This window comes from Streptomyces lothianensis (genome assembly GCF_047779955.1).
Taxonomy (GTDB): Bacteria; Actinomycetota; Actinomycetes; order Streptomycetales; family Streptomycetaceae; genus Streptomyces.
Genome location: NZ_JBLMKT010000020.1, coordinates 44,273 through 57,560, shown reverse-complemented (window position 1 = coordinate 57,560; position 13,288 = coordinate 44,273). Strand labels below are relative to the sequence as shown.

Annotated in this window: 13 protein-coding genes; 11 read left to right on the top strand and 2 right to left on the bottom strand. The window is 71.0% G+C overall.

Going from position 1 to position 13,288, the window contains the following annotated elements; translation table 11 throughout:
* Nucleotides 1-6 precede the first annotated feature (6 nt).
* Nucleotides 7-1,167 carry an ABC transporter ATP-binding protein gene (locus ACLF6P_RS04400; RefSeq protein WP_415948216.1) on the bottom strand — a complete coding sequence of 387 codons (1,161 nt, stop codon included), beginning with the start codon at nucleotides 1,165-1,167 and terminating at the stop codon, nucleotides 7-9.
* Between the two features lie 132 nt (nucleotides 1,168-1,299).
* On the opposite strand from ACLF6P_RS04400, the gene ACLF6P_RS04395 reads away from it, so the two are divergent.
* The 5 genes from ACLF6P_RS04395 to ACLF6P_RS04375 all read left to right on the top strand — a co-directional run bounded on the left by ACLF6P_RS04395 (nucleotide 1,300) and on the right by ACLF6P_RS04375 (nucleotide 6,216).
* Nucleotides 1,300-2,031 (top strand): ABC transporter permease, encoded by a 732-nt coding sequence (locus tag ACLF6P_RS04395; protein WP_415948215.1) that lies wholly within the window; start codon nucleotides 1,300-1,302, stop codon nucleotides 2,029-2,031.
* Nucleotides 2,028-2,705 (top strand): ABC transporter permease, encoded by a 678-nt coding sequence (locus ACLF6P_RS04390; protein WP_415948214.1) that lies wholly within the window; start codon nucleotides 2,028-2,030, stop codon nucleotides 2,703-2,705. Before ACLF6P_RS04395 ends, ACLF6P_RS04390 begins: the two co-directional genes overlap by 4 nt.
* 125 nt (nucleotides 2,706-2,830) lie before the next feature.
* Nucleotides 2,831-3,799 carry an ABC transporter substrate-binding protein gene (locus tag ACLF6P_RS04385; RefSeq protein WP_415948212.1) on the top strand — a complete coding sequence of 323 codons (969 nt, stop codon included), beginning with the start codon at nucleotides 2,831-2,833 and terminating at the stop codon, nucleotides 3,797-3,799.
* A 205-nt stretch (nucleotides 3,800-4,004) separates the two neighbouring features.
* Complete coding sequence (locus tag ACLF6P_RS04380; RefSeq protein ID WP_415948211.1) at nucleotides 4,005-4,997, top strand: hypothetical protein; 993 nt, start codon at nucleotides 4,005-4,007, stop codon at nucleotides 4,995-4,997.
* A 58-nt stretch (nucleotides 4,998-5,055) separates the two neighbouring features.
* Complete coding sequence (locus tag ACLF6P_RS04375; protein ID WP_415948210.1) at nucleotides 5,056-6,216, top strand: SAM-dependent methyltransferase; 1,161 nt, start codon at nucleotides 5,056-5,058, stop codon at nucleotides 6,214-6,216.
* Here ACLF6P_RS04375 and ACLF6P_RS04370 read toward each other — a convergent pair.
* Nucleotides 6,181-7,341, bottom strand: coding sequence for an NADH-quinone oxidoreductase subunit D (locus ACLF6P_RS04370; protein ID WP_415948209.1), 1,161 nt, complete (start codon nucleotides 7,339-7,341; stop codon nucleotides 6,181-6,183). The two genes, ACLF6P_RS04375 and ACLF6P_RS04370, sit on opposite strands and share 36 nt — an antisense overlap.
* A 153-nt stretch (nucleotides 7,342-7,494) precedes the next feature.
* On the opposite strand from ACLF6P_RS04370, the gene ACLF6P_RS04365 reads away from it, so the two are divergent.
* The 6 genes from ACLF6P_RS04365 (at nucleotide 7,495) to ACLF6P_RS04340 (ending at nucleotide 13,284) form a co-directional block, all read left to right on the top strand.
* The gene (locus tag ACLF6P_RS04365) at nucleotides 7,495-8,025 is read left to right on the top strand and encodes a PH domain-containing protein (protein WP_415948207.1); all 531 of its coding nucleotides are present in this window, start codon (nucleotides 7,495-7,497) and stop codon (nucleotides 8,023-8,025) included.
* A 104-nt stretch (nucleotides 8,026-8,129) separates the two neighbouring features.
* A complete protein-coding gene (locus ACLF6P_RS04360) occupies nucleotides 8,130-9,470 on the top strand; it encodes a PH domain-containing protein (RefSeq protein WP_415948205.1) in 1,341 nt (446 codons plus the stop codon).
* A 207-nt stretch (nucleotides 9,471-9,677) separates the two neighbouring features.
* Nucleotides 9,678-10,880 carry a sensor histidine kinase gene (locus tag ACLF6P_RS04355; protein WP_415948203.1) on the top strand — a complete coding sequence of 401 codons (1,203 nt, stop codon included), beginning with the start codon at nucleotides 9,678-9,680 and terminating at the stop codon, nucleotides 10,878-10,880.
* Between the two features lie 197 nt (nucleotides 10,881-11,077).
* Nucleotides 11,078-11,713, top strand: coding sequence for a matrixin family metalloprotease (locus tag ACLF6P_RS04350; RefSeq protein ID WP_415948201.1), 636 nt, complete (start codon nucleotides 11,078-11,080; stop codon nucleotides 11,711-11,713).
* Complete coding sequence (locus tag ACLF6P_RS04345; protein ID WP_415948200.1) at nucleotides 11,691-12,428, top strand: hypothetical protein; 738 nt, start codon at nucleotides 11,691-11,693, stop codon at nucleotides 12,426-12,428. The genes ACLF6P_RS04350 and ACLF6P_RS04345 overlap by 23 nt, the downstream gene beginning before the upstream one ends.
* A gap of 160 nt (nucleotides 12,429-12,588) precedes the next feature.
* On the top strand, nucleotides 12,589-13,284 hold the full coding sequence (locus ACLF6P_RS04340; RefSeq protein ID WP_415948199.1) for a response regulator transcription factor: 696 nt from the start codon (nucleotides 12,589-12,591) through the stop codon (nucleotides 13,282-13,284).
* Nucleotides 13,285-13,288 lie beyond the last annotated feature (4 nt).

Genomic DNA, 13,288 nt, shown 5'->3' with positions numbered 1-13,288 from the left:
GAAGCCTCAGGCTCCGCTCACCGACTCCAGGTCCACCTCCGCCCGGCTGATGTCGCGCGCGTCCGCCGCCGTGGAGCGGCGGAGGGCCTCGTGCAGGGTGGCGGGGGTCAGGACGCCGAGGAAGCGGCCCCCCAGGTCCTCGTCGATCACGGCGATCCAGCCCGCGTCGTGCTGCAGCATCGTGGAGAACGCCCGCTTCAGCGAAGCGCCGACGGGCAGCCAGGCCTCCATCCGTCGCGCGTGGTCGGCCACCGTGCCGGAGGTGAGGTGCGCGGCGCCGACCCAGCCGTGCAGATCGCCCGCCGCGTCGAGGACCACCGCCCAGCCCGCGCTTTCGCCGCGCATCCGCTCGGCGGCGCTCTTCGCGGAGTCCTCCAGGCGTACGACGGGGGGCTGCTCCAGGTCGCCCTCCTCGACCGGGGTGACCGACAGCCGTTTCAGGCCGCGGTCGGAGCCGACGAAATCGGCGACATAGCCGGTGGCGGGCGCCCCGAGCACGGCGGCGGGCGCGTCGTACTGCTCGATGCGGCCCTGCCCGTAGACGGCGATACGGTCGCCCAGCCGCACCGCTTCCTCGATGTCGTGCGTGACGAAGAGGACCGTCTTGTGCAGTTCCTGCTGCAGGCGCAGGAACTCGGTCTGCAGATGCTCACGCACCACCGGGTCGACCGCGCCGAAGGGTTCGTCCATGAGGAGGACGGGCGGATCGGCCGCCAACGCCCTGGCCACCCCGACGCGTTGGCGCTGGCCGCCGGAGAGCTGCTCCGGATAGCGCGCGCCGTGCACGCCGGGGTCGAGGCCGACGAGGTCGAGGAGTTCGGCGGCGCGCTCACGGGCCGCGGCCTTCCTCCAGCCGAGCAGATGCGGGACGGTCGCCGTGTTCTCCAGGACGGTCCGGTGCGGGAAGAGGCCGACCTGCTGGATCACATAGCCGATACGGCGTCTGAGCCGGACCGGATCGACTTCGGATATGTCCTCGCCGTCGAGGAGGATGCGCCCGGAGCTCGGCTCGATCAGCCGGTTCACCATCTTCATCGTCGTGGTCTTGCCGCAGCCCGACGGGCCCACCAGGGTGACGAGTTCACCCGCCGCGACCTCGAAGGACAGGTCGTCCACGGCGGTGGTGCCATCGGCGTACCGCTTGCTGACGTGCTCGAACCGGATCATGACTCCCCATTGTGCCGGGCTCGTTGTGAACGCCATGGTGCTCCAGGACCACCGGCCTCGGCGATTGTCAGTGGGTGGGTTTAGGGTCGCCAGTCAGACATGAGTTCGGCGCGGACGGGGGAGGTGAGCGCCGTGAGTCAGGGCAGCTGCCTGGTGGCGAATGACTGGGTGTGCGGCGAGTATCTCGACACGCGCAGCCAGGAGTTGATCGACGCGACGGTCCAGCATGTCTGGATCACCCTCGCCTCGGTGGTGATCGGCCTGCTGGTCGCCTTTCCGCTGGCGCTCCTCGCGCGCCGCGGCAAGGCCTTCGCGGGCCCGGTGCTCACGCTGACGACGGTGCTCTACTCGATCCCGTCGCTCGCCATGTTCTCGCTGCTCCTTCCGCTCTTCGGCCTCTCGCCGGCCCTGGTGATCACGGGCCTGGTGCTCTACTCGCTGACGGTTCTCGTGCGGAATGTGATGGCGGGCCTCGAAGCGGTGCCCCAGGAGGCGAAGGAGGCGGCGCGCGGGCTCGGCTACGGTCCGGCGCGGCTGCTGTGGGAGGTCGAACTTCCGCTCGCGCTCCCGGCGATCCTCGCGGGCGTACGGATCGCCACCGTGTCCACGGTCGCCTTGACCACGGTCGGGGCGCTCGTCGACTACGGCGGGCTCGGCACGCTGATCATGGACGGCCTCGACAGCAACTTCAAGGCGCAGGTGCTCACCGCCTCCGTCCTGTGCGTGGTGCTCGCGATCGCCGCCGATCTGCTGTTGCTGCTGCTCCAGCGAGTGCTGACGCCCTGGACCCGGGTGCGCGGCGGTCCGGCGCCGGGCGGGCGAATACGTGACGCGCGGACGGCAAAGGCGGCTGAACCGGTATGAACGCGATCTCGGGTGCGCTGGACTGGCTGACCACGAGTGCCAACTGGCAGGGCGAGAAGGGGGTGTGGCACCGCCTCTCCGAACATCTGTACTTCACCGGGGTCTGCCTCGGCGTGGCCTGCCTGATCGCGCTGCCGCTCGCGCTCTGGCTCGGGCACATCGGCAAGGGCGGTGCGCTCGCGGTCAACCTCTCCAACATCGGCCGTGCGGTCCCCACCTTGGCGATCCTCGTGCTGCTCACGCTCACCCCGCTCGGGCGGCACGGCGATCTGCCGACGCTGATCGCGCTGGTCCTGTTCGCGGTGCCGCCGCTGCTCACCAACGCGTATCTCGGGATGCGCGAGGTCGACCGCTCGGTCGTCGAGGCGGCGCGCGGGATGGGCATGAGCGGCGGGCAGCTGTTCCTGCGGGTCGAACTGCCCCTGGCGTACCCGTTGATCATGACCGGGCTCCGTGCCTCGGCCGTGCAGCTCGTGGCGACCGCGGCGCTCGCCGCGATGGCGGGGGAGGGCGGGCTCGGGCGGATCATCACGTACGGCTTCACCGTGCAGAACACCTCGCAGGTGGTGGCCGGTGCGCTGCTCGTCGCCGTGCTCGCGCTGCTGGTGGAACTGGTGCTCGTGCTGGCCGGACGCTGGTTCGACCCGATGCGCGGGCGTACGGCGGCGGTCTGATTCGCTCGAAGCCCTGGTGACGTACGGCGATCCGTGACAACTCTGATCCGGCGGACCCGATCCGTGACAACTCTGATCCGTGACAACTCTCTGATCCGTGACAACTGTGGATGGTGGACTCACTCATGAACAACTTCCCGCGTGGCATACGGACGGCGGCGGCCACGGCCCTGGTGGTGGCGCTCGGTGCGGGGCTGACCGCGTGCGGCGGTGACAGCCTGGAGGACAAGGGTTCCGGCGGCGGCAAGAAGGGCTCGCTCGTGGTGGGTTCGGCCGGATTCACCGAGTCCAAGGTGCTCGCCGAGCTGTACGCGCAGGTGCTTTCCGAGGCCGGTTACGACACGTCGATCAAGACGGTGGAAACCAGGGAACTCTATGAACCGGCCCTGGAAAAAGGCGAGATCGACATCGTTCCCGAGTACGCGGCCACGCTCACGGAATTCCTCAACACCAAGGTGAACGGGCCGAATGCCTCCGAGGAGAAGCCTCTCGCATCCAGCGATGTGGTCAAGACGGTCGCAGAGTTGACCAAGCTCGCCACTCCGCGCGGACTGACCGTGCTGCCGGCCGGCGAGGCGGTCGATCAGAACGCTTTCGCGGTCAGCAAGGAATTCGCGGAGAAGAACGACCTCAGGACCCTGTCGGATCTGGGCGCCTCGAAGCTCGAGGTACGGATCGCCGCCGGTGAGGAGTGCGAGGTGCGGATCTTCTGCGCGCCGGGCCTGGAGAAGACCTACGGCATCGACGTGGCCGGGATCGACCCCAAGGGCGTGGGCACCCCGCAGGCCAAGCAGGCCGTGAAGAACGGCGAGGACCAGCTGGTGCTCACCACGACGACGGACGCGACCCTGGAGAGCTTCGGCCTGGTCCTCCTGGAGGACGACAAGAACCTGCAGAACGCGGACAACGTGCTGCCGGTCCTGAACACGAAGGACGCGGGCGACAAGGCGATCGCGGAAGCGCTGGCCGCCCTGACCGAGGTCCTCACCACCGAGGACCTGACCGAGCTCAACCGCAAGGTCGATGCGGAACGCGTGAAGGAAGCCGAGGCGGCCAAGGAGTACCTGGAATCGAAGGGGCTGATCGAGAAGTAGCGGAAGCCGGGGCAGGGCGGTGGAGTTGCGTGGCGGGCGTGCCGTGGAGTCGCCCCGGGCTGCGTCGCGCGTTCCGTCGGCTGCGCGCCGCGGAGTTCCGCGGCAATCGGCGGGGCGCGTTCCGGATACGGAGATGAGTAACCGGAAGGGAACAGATTGCCGGGCGGGGCTACGGCCGCTGCGTACGCGCGGTAAATTTCTGGCCATGCCACGTGGACGCCACCGCCATTCCCCACCACTGCACCGACTGCTTCCCCCGTCGGCGATCGCGGCCGTGTCCGTACTCGCCGCGGCGAGTACCTGGCTGGTTCCGGACACCCTGGCGCTGCGCCTGCTCGCCGGCGTCGCCGGTGCCTGCGCCGTGACCGGAGCCGTCGTCATGCGCCGCTGGGACCGGCTCGCCGGCAAGCAGGTCGCCGAGCTGACCCGGGCCCGGGCGAGCGACGAGTGGAAGCACGAGGAGCACATCGCCGAACTGGAGACGGACCTCGAGGAATCGCGCGAACTGCGCGGCAAGCTCGAGGCCCGGCTGCGTTCCAAGCGTGGCGAACTCGCCGCGCTGCGCGGCGAGCACGCGGCGCTGCTGCGCCGTTATGCGACGGCGGAGACGGAGCGGGCCAGCGCCCTCGAAGGGCGGCGCAGGCTGGCCATCGAGGCGACCGGGCCCGCGAAGGCACTGCCGCCCGCGGACGGGGACGGGGCCGTGCCGCGGGGGACGGTAGCGCTGTATCTGAAGGCGAATGCCGCGCTTGACGCGCTGGCACGGGTGCCGCAGCAGCGGGCCGCGGGCGCCGCTTCGGGCGGCACGCCGGACGGGGAGTCCGAGGTGGCCGGGGAGCAGGGGAAGTCCGAGGCGGCCGTCGCACACACGCGTCCGGCCGCCGCCGCACTGCCCCCGGCGAGCCGGCCCGCGGCGGCCGTGGTGCCGCAGGCGCCGGTGCGCAGGCCGCTCGTCGGCGGCTTCGACTTCTTCGGCACGAAGGCGGGGAGCAGCCCGGAGGCGATCGCGGCGGTGCAGAACGAGGACCTCGCGGATGTGGTGGGGGCGGAGGCGCTCGCGCTGCACAAGGCTTCCGGCGAGGGCGAGTTCAAGGACCGCGGGGCCGCGGAGCGGGGCGTCGGTTCCGTCATCGACCTCACGGTCCATGATGAGACCGAGCAGATCGATGTCGCCGGGCTGAGGTCGGCCCTCTCGTAGAGCCGCCCCGGCCGGCACCCACGGGTCCGTAAGGCCCGGACCGCGGCGGAGGGGCTGGATGGACACCTGGCGCAATGCCACCGAGCGGGCCCTGTACGGCCCCGGGGGGTTCTACCTCCGGGCCGAGGGGCCCGCGGCTCATTTTCGTACCTCCGTGCACGCCTCCGCGCTCTACGCCCGGGCCGTCGCCGTCCTCCTCACGCGCGTGGACCGCGCCCTCGGGCACCCCGCCACGCTCGACTTCGTCGACGTGGGCGCCGGGCGCGGGGAGCTGGTCCAGGGCGTGCTGGACGCGCTGGAGCCGGAGGTGGCCGCGCGGACGGCCGCGTACGCCGTCGAGCGGGCGGCGCGGCCTCGGGAGCTCGGTGACCGGCGGATCGAGTGGACCGACCGGATCCCCGAGGGGATCAACGGACTGCTGTTCGCCAACGAGTGGCTGGACAACGTGCCCGTGGACGTGGCCGAGGTCGACGGCGACGGAATCGCCCGCCTCGTACGCGTGGCCGAGGACGGCACCGAAACGCTCGGCGAGCCGCTCGCGGACGGCCCGGACGCACAGTGGCTCACACGGTGGTGGCCCCTCACGGGCGCGCCCGGTCATGGAGCCGAGCCGGGTCATGGAGCCGAGCCGGGTCATGGAGCCGAGCCGGGTCATGGAGCCGAGCCCGGTCGTGAAACCGAGCCCGGTCATGAAACCGAGCCCGGTTATCGCGCCGAGCCCGGCAGCCGGGCCGAGATCGGCTGGCCGCGGGACGAGGCCTGGGCGGGAGCCGTGCGGTCCGTGCGCGGCGGGCTCGCCGTCGCCGTCGACTACGCGCACACGGCCGGGCGGCGGCCCGTGTTCGGCACCCTCACCGGTTTCCGTGACGGCCGCGCATGCCGGCCCGTTCCGGACGGCAGCTGTGACATCACCGCGCACGTGGCGCTGGACGCCTGCGCCGCCCACGCCGGCATCCCCGGCTCCGTACTCCTGACGCAGCGGGAGGCCCTGCGGGCGCTCGGCGTGCACGGCGGCAGGCCGCCGCTCGCGCTGGCGACGAGCGATCCGGCCGGATACGTACGCGCCCTCGCCGAGGCGGGCGAGGCCGCCGAACTGACCGCGCGCGGCGGCCTGGGCGACTTCGGCTGGCTTCTGCAGCCGGTCGGCCTGCCCGGCGAGGCGGCGGGGCCTGCCGGGCAGGTCCTACTTGTCGATGTCGCCGACCACGAAGAACAGTGAGCCCAAAATCGCCACCATGTCCGCCACCAGGGTGCCGGGCAGCAGCTCGATCAGGGCCTGGATGTTGTTGTACGAGGCCGAGCGGAGCTTGAGGCGGTACGGGGTCTTCTCGCCCTTGGAGACCAGGTAGTAGCCGTTGATGCCGAGCGGGTTCTCGGTCCACGCGTACGTGTGGCCCTCGGGCGCCTTGAGGACCTTCGGCAGGCGCTGGTTGATCGGACCGGGGGCCAGGTCCGCCATCCGGTCGAGGCAGGCGTCCGCCAGGTCCAGGGAGTTGTGGGTCTGCTCCAGGAGGCATTCGAAGCGGGCCAGGCAGTCGCCTTCCTGCCGCGTGGCCACCTGCAGCGTCGACTGCAGCTCCCCGTACGCGAGGTACGGCTCGTCGCGGCGCAGGTCGAAGTCGACGCCGGAGGCGCGTGCGATCGGTCCGCTCACCCCGTATGCGTGGACGGCCCGCGCGGTCAGGCCGCCGACGCCGCGGGTGCGGCCTCGGAAGATCTCGTTGCCGAGGACGAGGTTGTCGTAGACGTCCATCCGCGAGCGGACCGAGGCGACGGCCTCGCGGGCCCGCCGCGTCCAGCCGAGCGGCAGGTCCTCCTTGAGGCCGCCGACCCGGTTGAACATGAAGTGCATCCGGCCGCCGGAGACCTCCTCCATGACCGCCTGGAGCTCCTCGCGCTCGCGGAAGGCGTGGAAGACGGGGGTGATGCCGCCCAGTTCGAGGGGGTACGAGCCGAGGAACATGAGGTGGTTGAGGACGCGGTTCAGCTCCGCGAGCAGCGTCCGGGTCCAGACCGCACGCTCGGGGACCTCCATGCCGAGCATCCGCTCGACGGCGAGGACCACGCCCAGCTCGTTGGAGAAGGCGGAGAGCCAGTCGTGGCGGTTGGCGAGCATCACGATCTGCCGGTAGTCACGCGCCTCGAAGAGTTTCTCGGCGCCGCGGTGCATATAGCCGATCACCGGCTCGGCCTGCACGATGCGCTCACCGTCGAGCACCAGCTTCAGGCGCAGCACGCCGTGCGTGGACGGGTGCTGGGGGCCGATGTTGAGCACCATGTCGGTGCTCTCCGCGGCTCCGCCGATACCGACCGTTGCCGTCTGCGGATCCGTCTTGGGACTCATGGCGCACAGTCTGACGTACGTAGGCTGGTAGGCGTGAAGGCAGGGGATACGGGGATGACACAGATGTCCGGGGATGCGGCCCGGTCCGGGGACACGGCTCGGCCGCCCGGGGAGACGGCTCGGCCGCCCGGGGACACGGCCGGGTCCGCAGGTATGCCCGGGTCAGCAGGCGTGCCCGGGTCCGGGGAGCCGCGGACGTCCGGGGACGAGCCGGTCCGGCCGGACCCCGGCTGGCACGGGCTGCCCGTCGCGATGCTCCGCCTTCGGCGCCTGCTGCTCGTGCTGTGGCTCGGCCCGATCACTCTCGCGACCGCGCTGCTCACCGGCCTGTTCGCCGGCCCGGGATGGGCGCTGTTCGCGCTGGTCCCCGGGTTCTTCCTGGTGTGGGGCTGGCCGATGCTCGGCCGGAACTGGCGCTCTTGGCGGTACGCGGAACGCGCGGACGACCTGCTGATCCAGCGCGGCGTGATGTGGCGCGAGGAGACGGTCGTGCCGTACGGCCGGATGCAACTGGTGGAGGTGGAGTCGGGTCCGCTGCAGCGCAGGTTCGGGCTCGCCTCGCTGCAGCTGCACACGGCGGCGGCCGCCACCGACGCCACCATCCCCGGCCTCGACCCGGCCGAGGCCGAACGCCTCCGCGACCGCCTGACCGAGCTCGGCGAGGCACGATCGGCGGGGCTGTGAGCACGGGGGAGCCGGGGACGGGGGCATCCGCGGAGCCGGAGACGGAGGTCTTGGCAGAGCCGAGCAGGGGGGCCTTGGCCGAGCCGGGGACTGAGGCCTCCGCGATGTCCACAACCCAGGACGACGCGGCGGAGCAGGCGGCCTCGGTGGAGCGCCGCCTGCACCCGGTCACCCCGCTGCGCCGCGCCTGGGCGCCCGTCGCGGTCGGCGCCGGCTGGGCCGTGCACGACCCGGACGGCGCCTACCGGAAGGCCTCCGAGCTCGCCGCCGGGACGGTGGTGCTCGCCGGTCTCGCGCTCGTCGTCGTCGCCTCGCTGTACGGCTTCCTCAGCTGGTGGTTCACGCACTTCTCGGTCACCGACACCGAGCTGCGCATCCGTACCGGCCTGATCTTCCGCCGCACCGCGCATATCCGCCTCGACCGGTTGCAGGCCGTCGACCTCAACCAGCCGCTGCTCGCCCGATTCCTGGGCGTCGCCAAGCTGAAGATGGACGTCATCGGCACCGACAGCAAGGACGAACTCGCCTATCTGAGTGAACCCGACGCCCGCGCCCTGCGCGCGGAGCTCCTCGCCCGCGCGGCCGGTTTCGCCCCCGAGCACGCCCGTACGGTCGGCGAGGCCCCGGCCGCGGCCGTCCTCCACGTACCACCGCGGATGCTCGCCATGTCGCTGGTCCTGTCCGGCGGGATGTGGGCCTGGGTGATCAGCGGGATCACCGTGCCCGTGATCCTGTGGAGCCTCACGCACTCCCTCCCGGCGCTCGTCGGCACCGGACTGCCGCTGCTCGGCGCGGCCGCGGCGAGCAGCGTCGGGCGGTTCATCAAGGAGTACGACTGGACGGTCGGCGCGTCCCAGGACGGGCTGCGGCTCGACCACGGCCTGCTCGACAAGGCCCACGAGACGGTGCCGCCGGGCCGGGTGCAGACCGTGCACGTCGTGGAGCCGCTGCTGTGGCGGCGGCGCGGCTGGGTACGGATCGAGCTCGACGTCGCGGGCTCCTCGAACGACGTGCTGGTGCCCGTGGCCCCGCGCGAGGTGGCCGACGCGGTGATCGAGCGCATCCTGCCGGGCGTCGTGGTGCCCTCCGCCGCCGACCTGTCCCGCCCGCCGGCCGCCGCCCGCTGGTGCGTGCCGCTGTGGTGGCGCGGCCACGGGCTCGCCGTCACCGAGACCGTCTTCGCGGCCCGGCACGGGTTGCTGCGCCGGAAGCTGTCCCTGGTCCCGCACGCCAAGGTGCAGAGCGTACGGCGGTGGCAGGGGCCGTGGATGCGGCGTCACGGGCTGGCCGATGTGCATGTCGAGACCGGAGCCAACACCTCGGTCGCGGCCCGTCTGCGCCCGGCCGCGGAGGCCTCGGCGCTTCTGGAGTCCCAGGCCGAACGCTCCCGCACGGGGAGGCGGACGGCCGCTCCGGACCGGTGGATGTCGGGCGAACGGGTGTGAGGACCGGGCCCGGCCCTCAGACCGGCCGGGCAATGGCCGCGCGTCGGCCGGGCGGCTCCGCCCCATGGCCGGGCAGCTCCGCCCCATGGCCGGGCAGCCCCGTCTCAGTGGTCGACAACGCCTCCACCTTGGGGAGTACGAGTCCCGTTCACGTATCGCCCCTGCGGTTGACCCCAGCACGTGCCGCCCGTCTCTACGCTGGGTTACGTGCAGCGCTTCTACGACTTCCTCCGCAGGCACCCGATCGGTGTCGACAGCTTCTGGGCTGTCGTGCTGTTCCTGGTGACCGGCCTCGCGGTGGTCTCGGAGGCCGAACAGGGGAGCGGTGAACCGCTCGCCGCGAGCCTTGTGCTCGTCCTCGTGCAGTGCGTCGTCGTCGCCCTGCGGCGCCTCGCCCCGGAGAAGATGCTGCTGCTGTCCGCGGCGGGTGGTCTGCTCCAGCTGATCACCGACATCGACGTGATGGTCGCGAACTTCGCGATGCTCGTGATCATCTACACGGTCGCCACCCGCCACGTCGCCTGGGCGCGCCGCTTCGCCCTCGTCGGCGGCCTGGTCGCCGCCCCGATCGCCCAGATCCGCTGGCACGAGACGAGGGCGGGCACCGCGGGGAACATCTTCCTCGCCGCCGTCCTCACCGTCCCCTTCGTCCTCGCCTGGGTCCTCGGCGACTCGCTGCGCACCCGCCGCGCCTACTTCGCGCAGCTGGAGGAGCGCGCCGCGCGCCTGGAGAAGGAGCGCGAGGCGCAGGCGAAGGTCGCCGTCGCCGCCGAGCGCGCCCGGATCGCCCGCGAGCTGCACGATGTCGTCGCGCACAACGTGTCGGTGATGGTCGTCCAGGCCGACGGCGCCGCGTATGTCATGGACCAGGCGCCCGACCAGGCGAAGAAGGCCCTGGAGACCATCTCCGGCACCGGCCGCCAGGCCCTCGCCGAGATGCGCCGGCTGCTCGGCGTGCTGCGTACCGGGGAGCCCGCCGAGGCCGGGGAGTACGTGCCGCAGCCCGATGTCGAGCAGATCGACGAGCTGATCGGCCAGTGCCGCGAATCCGGCCTCACCGTCGACTTCAAGGTCGAGGGCACCCCGCGCCCGCTGCCCAGCGGCGTCGAGCTCACCGCGTACCGCATCGTCCAGGAGGCCCTCACCAACACGCGCAAGCACGGCGGGGCCCACGCGGGGGCGAGCGTGCGCATCGTCTACTTCGACGACGGCCTCGGCCTGCTCGTCGAGGACGACGGCAAGGGCGCACCGCACGAGCTGTACGAGGACGGGGGCGCCGACGGCCGCGGCCACGGGCTGATCGGGATGCGCGAACGCGTCGGCATGGTCGGCGGCACCCTGGACGCCGGCCCGCGCCCCGGGGGCGGCTTCCGCATCAGCGCCCTCCTGCCCCTCCGCCCGGCCCACTGACCCTCTCCTGCCAGGTGTGCGGTTTCGGACACGCTTGCGATAACAACTGGCATGATCACGTCACCTTGTGGGCCGACGCTTGAAACCCGCTGTCAACCCTGTGAAGTTACCGAAGGTAAGTGCCAAGCCGCCCATCGTTCAACGCCGATGAAGCAGGACGGCATGCCTACCAGGGGGACGGACAGGGGATGGGAACCGTGACGGATGACGTGCCGAGCACCTCGGCGACACCGCGTGGCAGGGCAAGTTGGAAGAAGCTTCTCAGGCTCGCGTGGGCGGCCGTACCCTCGCTCGCGCTCGCGTTCGGCCTCGTCGTCGCCACAGGGGCCCCCGCGAGCGCGTACAGCACATTCAACGGGCACCGGCTCACCTACGGGATCAACTACCAGTACTACTGGCTCGACTCGACCGCCGAGAACTACCACCCCGTGGCGATCCCTGCGGGGGTGAAGCACTGGAACGACACCACGGACACCAAGGTGTGGTACCTCAGGACCTCGACGAAGAGCCAGAGTCGAATGGACTTCTATCGGCGCTCCACCAGCAGCGGCTGGTACTGCGCGATCACTGCGATGTACATCGACACGAGGACCGTCGACCCGAACGCAAGCAACTGGTGGTGGGGGAAGGTCACCATCGATCCGCTCCTGCGGAACGCCGATGCGTGCGGCCCGTCCAGCCATCGGGACGGAATCATCGCGCATGAGCATGGTCACGTCATGGGGCTCGCGCATACGAGCAGCTCAAGCACCCTGATGTACTCGGGGATATCCGGCACCGCATACGACAAGCCGCAAAAGGATGACAGGAATGGCATCAACTACCTCTACTGACACCGTGGCCCGGCGCCGTACCGCCTGCGGCGTCCTCGCGGCCGGTCTCGCTCTCCCGCTGGTGCTGACCGCCTGCTCGGCAGACGCGCAACCCACGACACCCGCGAAGGCGGAGAGCTCCGCGTCCCAGGCGCAGGGGCCCTCGGTGCAGAAGCGGAACGCGGACCACACGGTACGGCTGGAAGCGGCGCTCACCCGCCAGTTCGACACCCCGAGCCTCGCGGCATTCGCAGGGCAGCCGGGGATCAGCAACGTCATCAGCGGAACTGTCACGGCCACCCGTTCCGTGGTGACCGGGCCCGAGAACACGGTCGAGACCATCCTCACGCTCTCGGTGGAGCGGCAGCGCAACCCGCTTGCGCCCAAGACCGTCCAGGTGCGCGAGCAGGGCGGAATCGTCACGGTCGAGCAGGTGCGCTCGGACTTCGAGGGCAAGCTGGGGCGTCAGCTCACCAAGAAGGAGCTTGCCGAGACCGTCGAATACGTCTTCAACGGCATCGAACCGGCAAGCACCGGCGACCGCGTCCTGATCGTCGTGGCGGACGACACGGACACCAAGGGGCACTACATCGGCCTCGCACGACTGAAAGCCGCCGCCGGGGCCGATGCCGCACACAAGTCCTCCGGCACGGAGTTCGGTTGGCCGGGGAAGCGGCCGAACTCGGCCTGGGAGAAGACCGTGGACGCGGACGCTTTGCTGTCGAACCGACCGTAGCGCTGCCCCTTCGTGAGGATCCGCCGGTTTCCCCGGCGGATCGAACGGCTCCGGTCGGCGCCACCCGTGCGCTGACCGGGGCTTCCCTCATGCTCGGGTATTGCTTCATATCCGTCCACGGCATGAGCCGTCCGGCCGAAGCCGCGCCTACGCTGGTCGGATGGCAGACGAAGCGGCAGGTGCCCCCGCAGGGCGTGTACGAGTCATGTTGGTCGACGACCAGGTGCTGCTGCGCACCGGGTTCCGGATGGTGCTGGCCGCGCAGCCGGACATGGACGTGGTCGCGGAGGCGGGCGACGGCGTGGAAGCGCTCGAGGTGCTGCGGACCACGGCGGTGGACGTGGTCCTCATGGACGTACGGATGCCGAAGCTCGACGGGGTGGAGACGACCCGCCGCATCTGCGCGCAGGACAGGCCGCCGAAGGTGCTCATCCTGACCACGTTCGACCTCGACGAATACGCCTTCTCCGGACTGAAGGCGGGTGCGTCCGGCTTCATGCTGAAGGACGTGCCGCCCGGCGAACTCCTCGGCGCGATCCGCGCGGTGCACAGCGGCGATGCGGTGGTGGCGCCGTCCACGACCCGGCGCCTCCTCGACCGCTTCGCCCCGATGCTCCCGAACACGTCGGCCCAGCCCGCCCACAAGGAGCTGGACCTCCTCACCGGCCGTGAGAAGGAGGTCATGGTTCTCGTCGCCCAGGGCCTGTCCAACGGCGAGATCGCCGCCCGCCTGGTCCTCTCCGAGGCCACGGTCAAAACCCACGTCGGCCGCATCCTCACCAAGCTGGGCCTGCGCGACCGCGTCCAGGTTGTCGTGCTGGCCTACGAGACGGGGCTCGTACGGGCCGGGGGATAGCCTC

Excerpts from the sequence above, each read along its gene's own strand:
- ACLF6P_RS04400 (WP_415948216.1), bottom strand. The coding sequence starts at position 1,167 with ATGATCCGGTTCGAGCACGTCAGCAAGCGGTACGCCGATGGCACCACC.
- ACLF6P_RS04390 (WP_415948214.1), top strand. The coding sequence starts at position 2,028 with ATGAACGCGATCTCGGGTGCGCTGGACTGGCTGACCACGAGTGCCAAC.
- ACLF6P_RS04385 (WP_415948212.1), top strand. The coding sequence starts at position 2,831 with ATGAACAACTTCCCGCGTGGCATACGGACGGCGGCGGCCACGGCCCTG.
- ACLF6P_RS04380 (WP_415948211.1), top strand. The coding sequence starts at position 4,005 with ATGCCACGTGGACGCCACCGCCATTCCCCACCACTGCACCGACTGCTT.
- ACLF6P_RS04375 (WP_415948210.1), top strand. The coding sequence starts at position 5,056 with ATGGACACCTGGCGCAATGCCACCGAGCGGGCCCTGTACGGCCCCGGG.
- ACLF6P_RS04370 (WP_415948209.1), bottom strand. The coding sequence starts at position 7,341 with ATGAGTCCCAAGACGGATCCGCAGACGGCAACGGTCGGTATCGGCGGA.
- ACLF6P_RS04365 (WP_415948207.1), top strand. The coding sequence starts at position 7,495 with ATGCCCGGGTCAGCAGGCGTGCCCGGGTCCGGGGAGCCGCGGACGTCC.
- ACLF6P_RS04360 (WP_415948205.1), top strand. The coding sequence starts at position 8,130 with ATGTCCACAACCCAGGACGACGCGGCGGAGCAGGCGGCCTCGGTGGAG.
- ACLF6P_RS04345 (WP_415948200.1), top strand. The coding sequence starts at position 11,691 with ATGGCATCAACTACCTCTACTGACACCGTGGCCCGGCGCCGTACCGCC.
- ACLF6P_RS04340 (WP_415948199.1), top strand. The coding sequence starts at position 12,589 with ATGGCAGACGAAGCGGCAGGTGCCCCCGCAGGGCGTGTACGAGTCATG.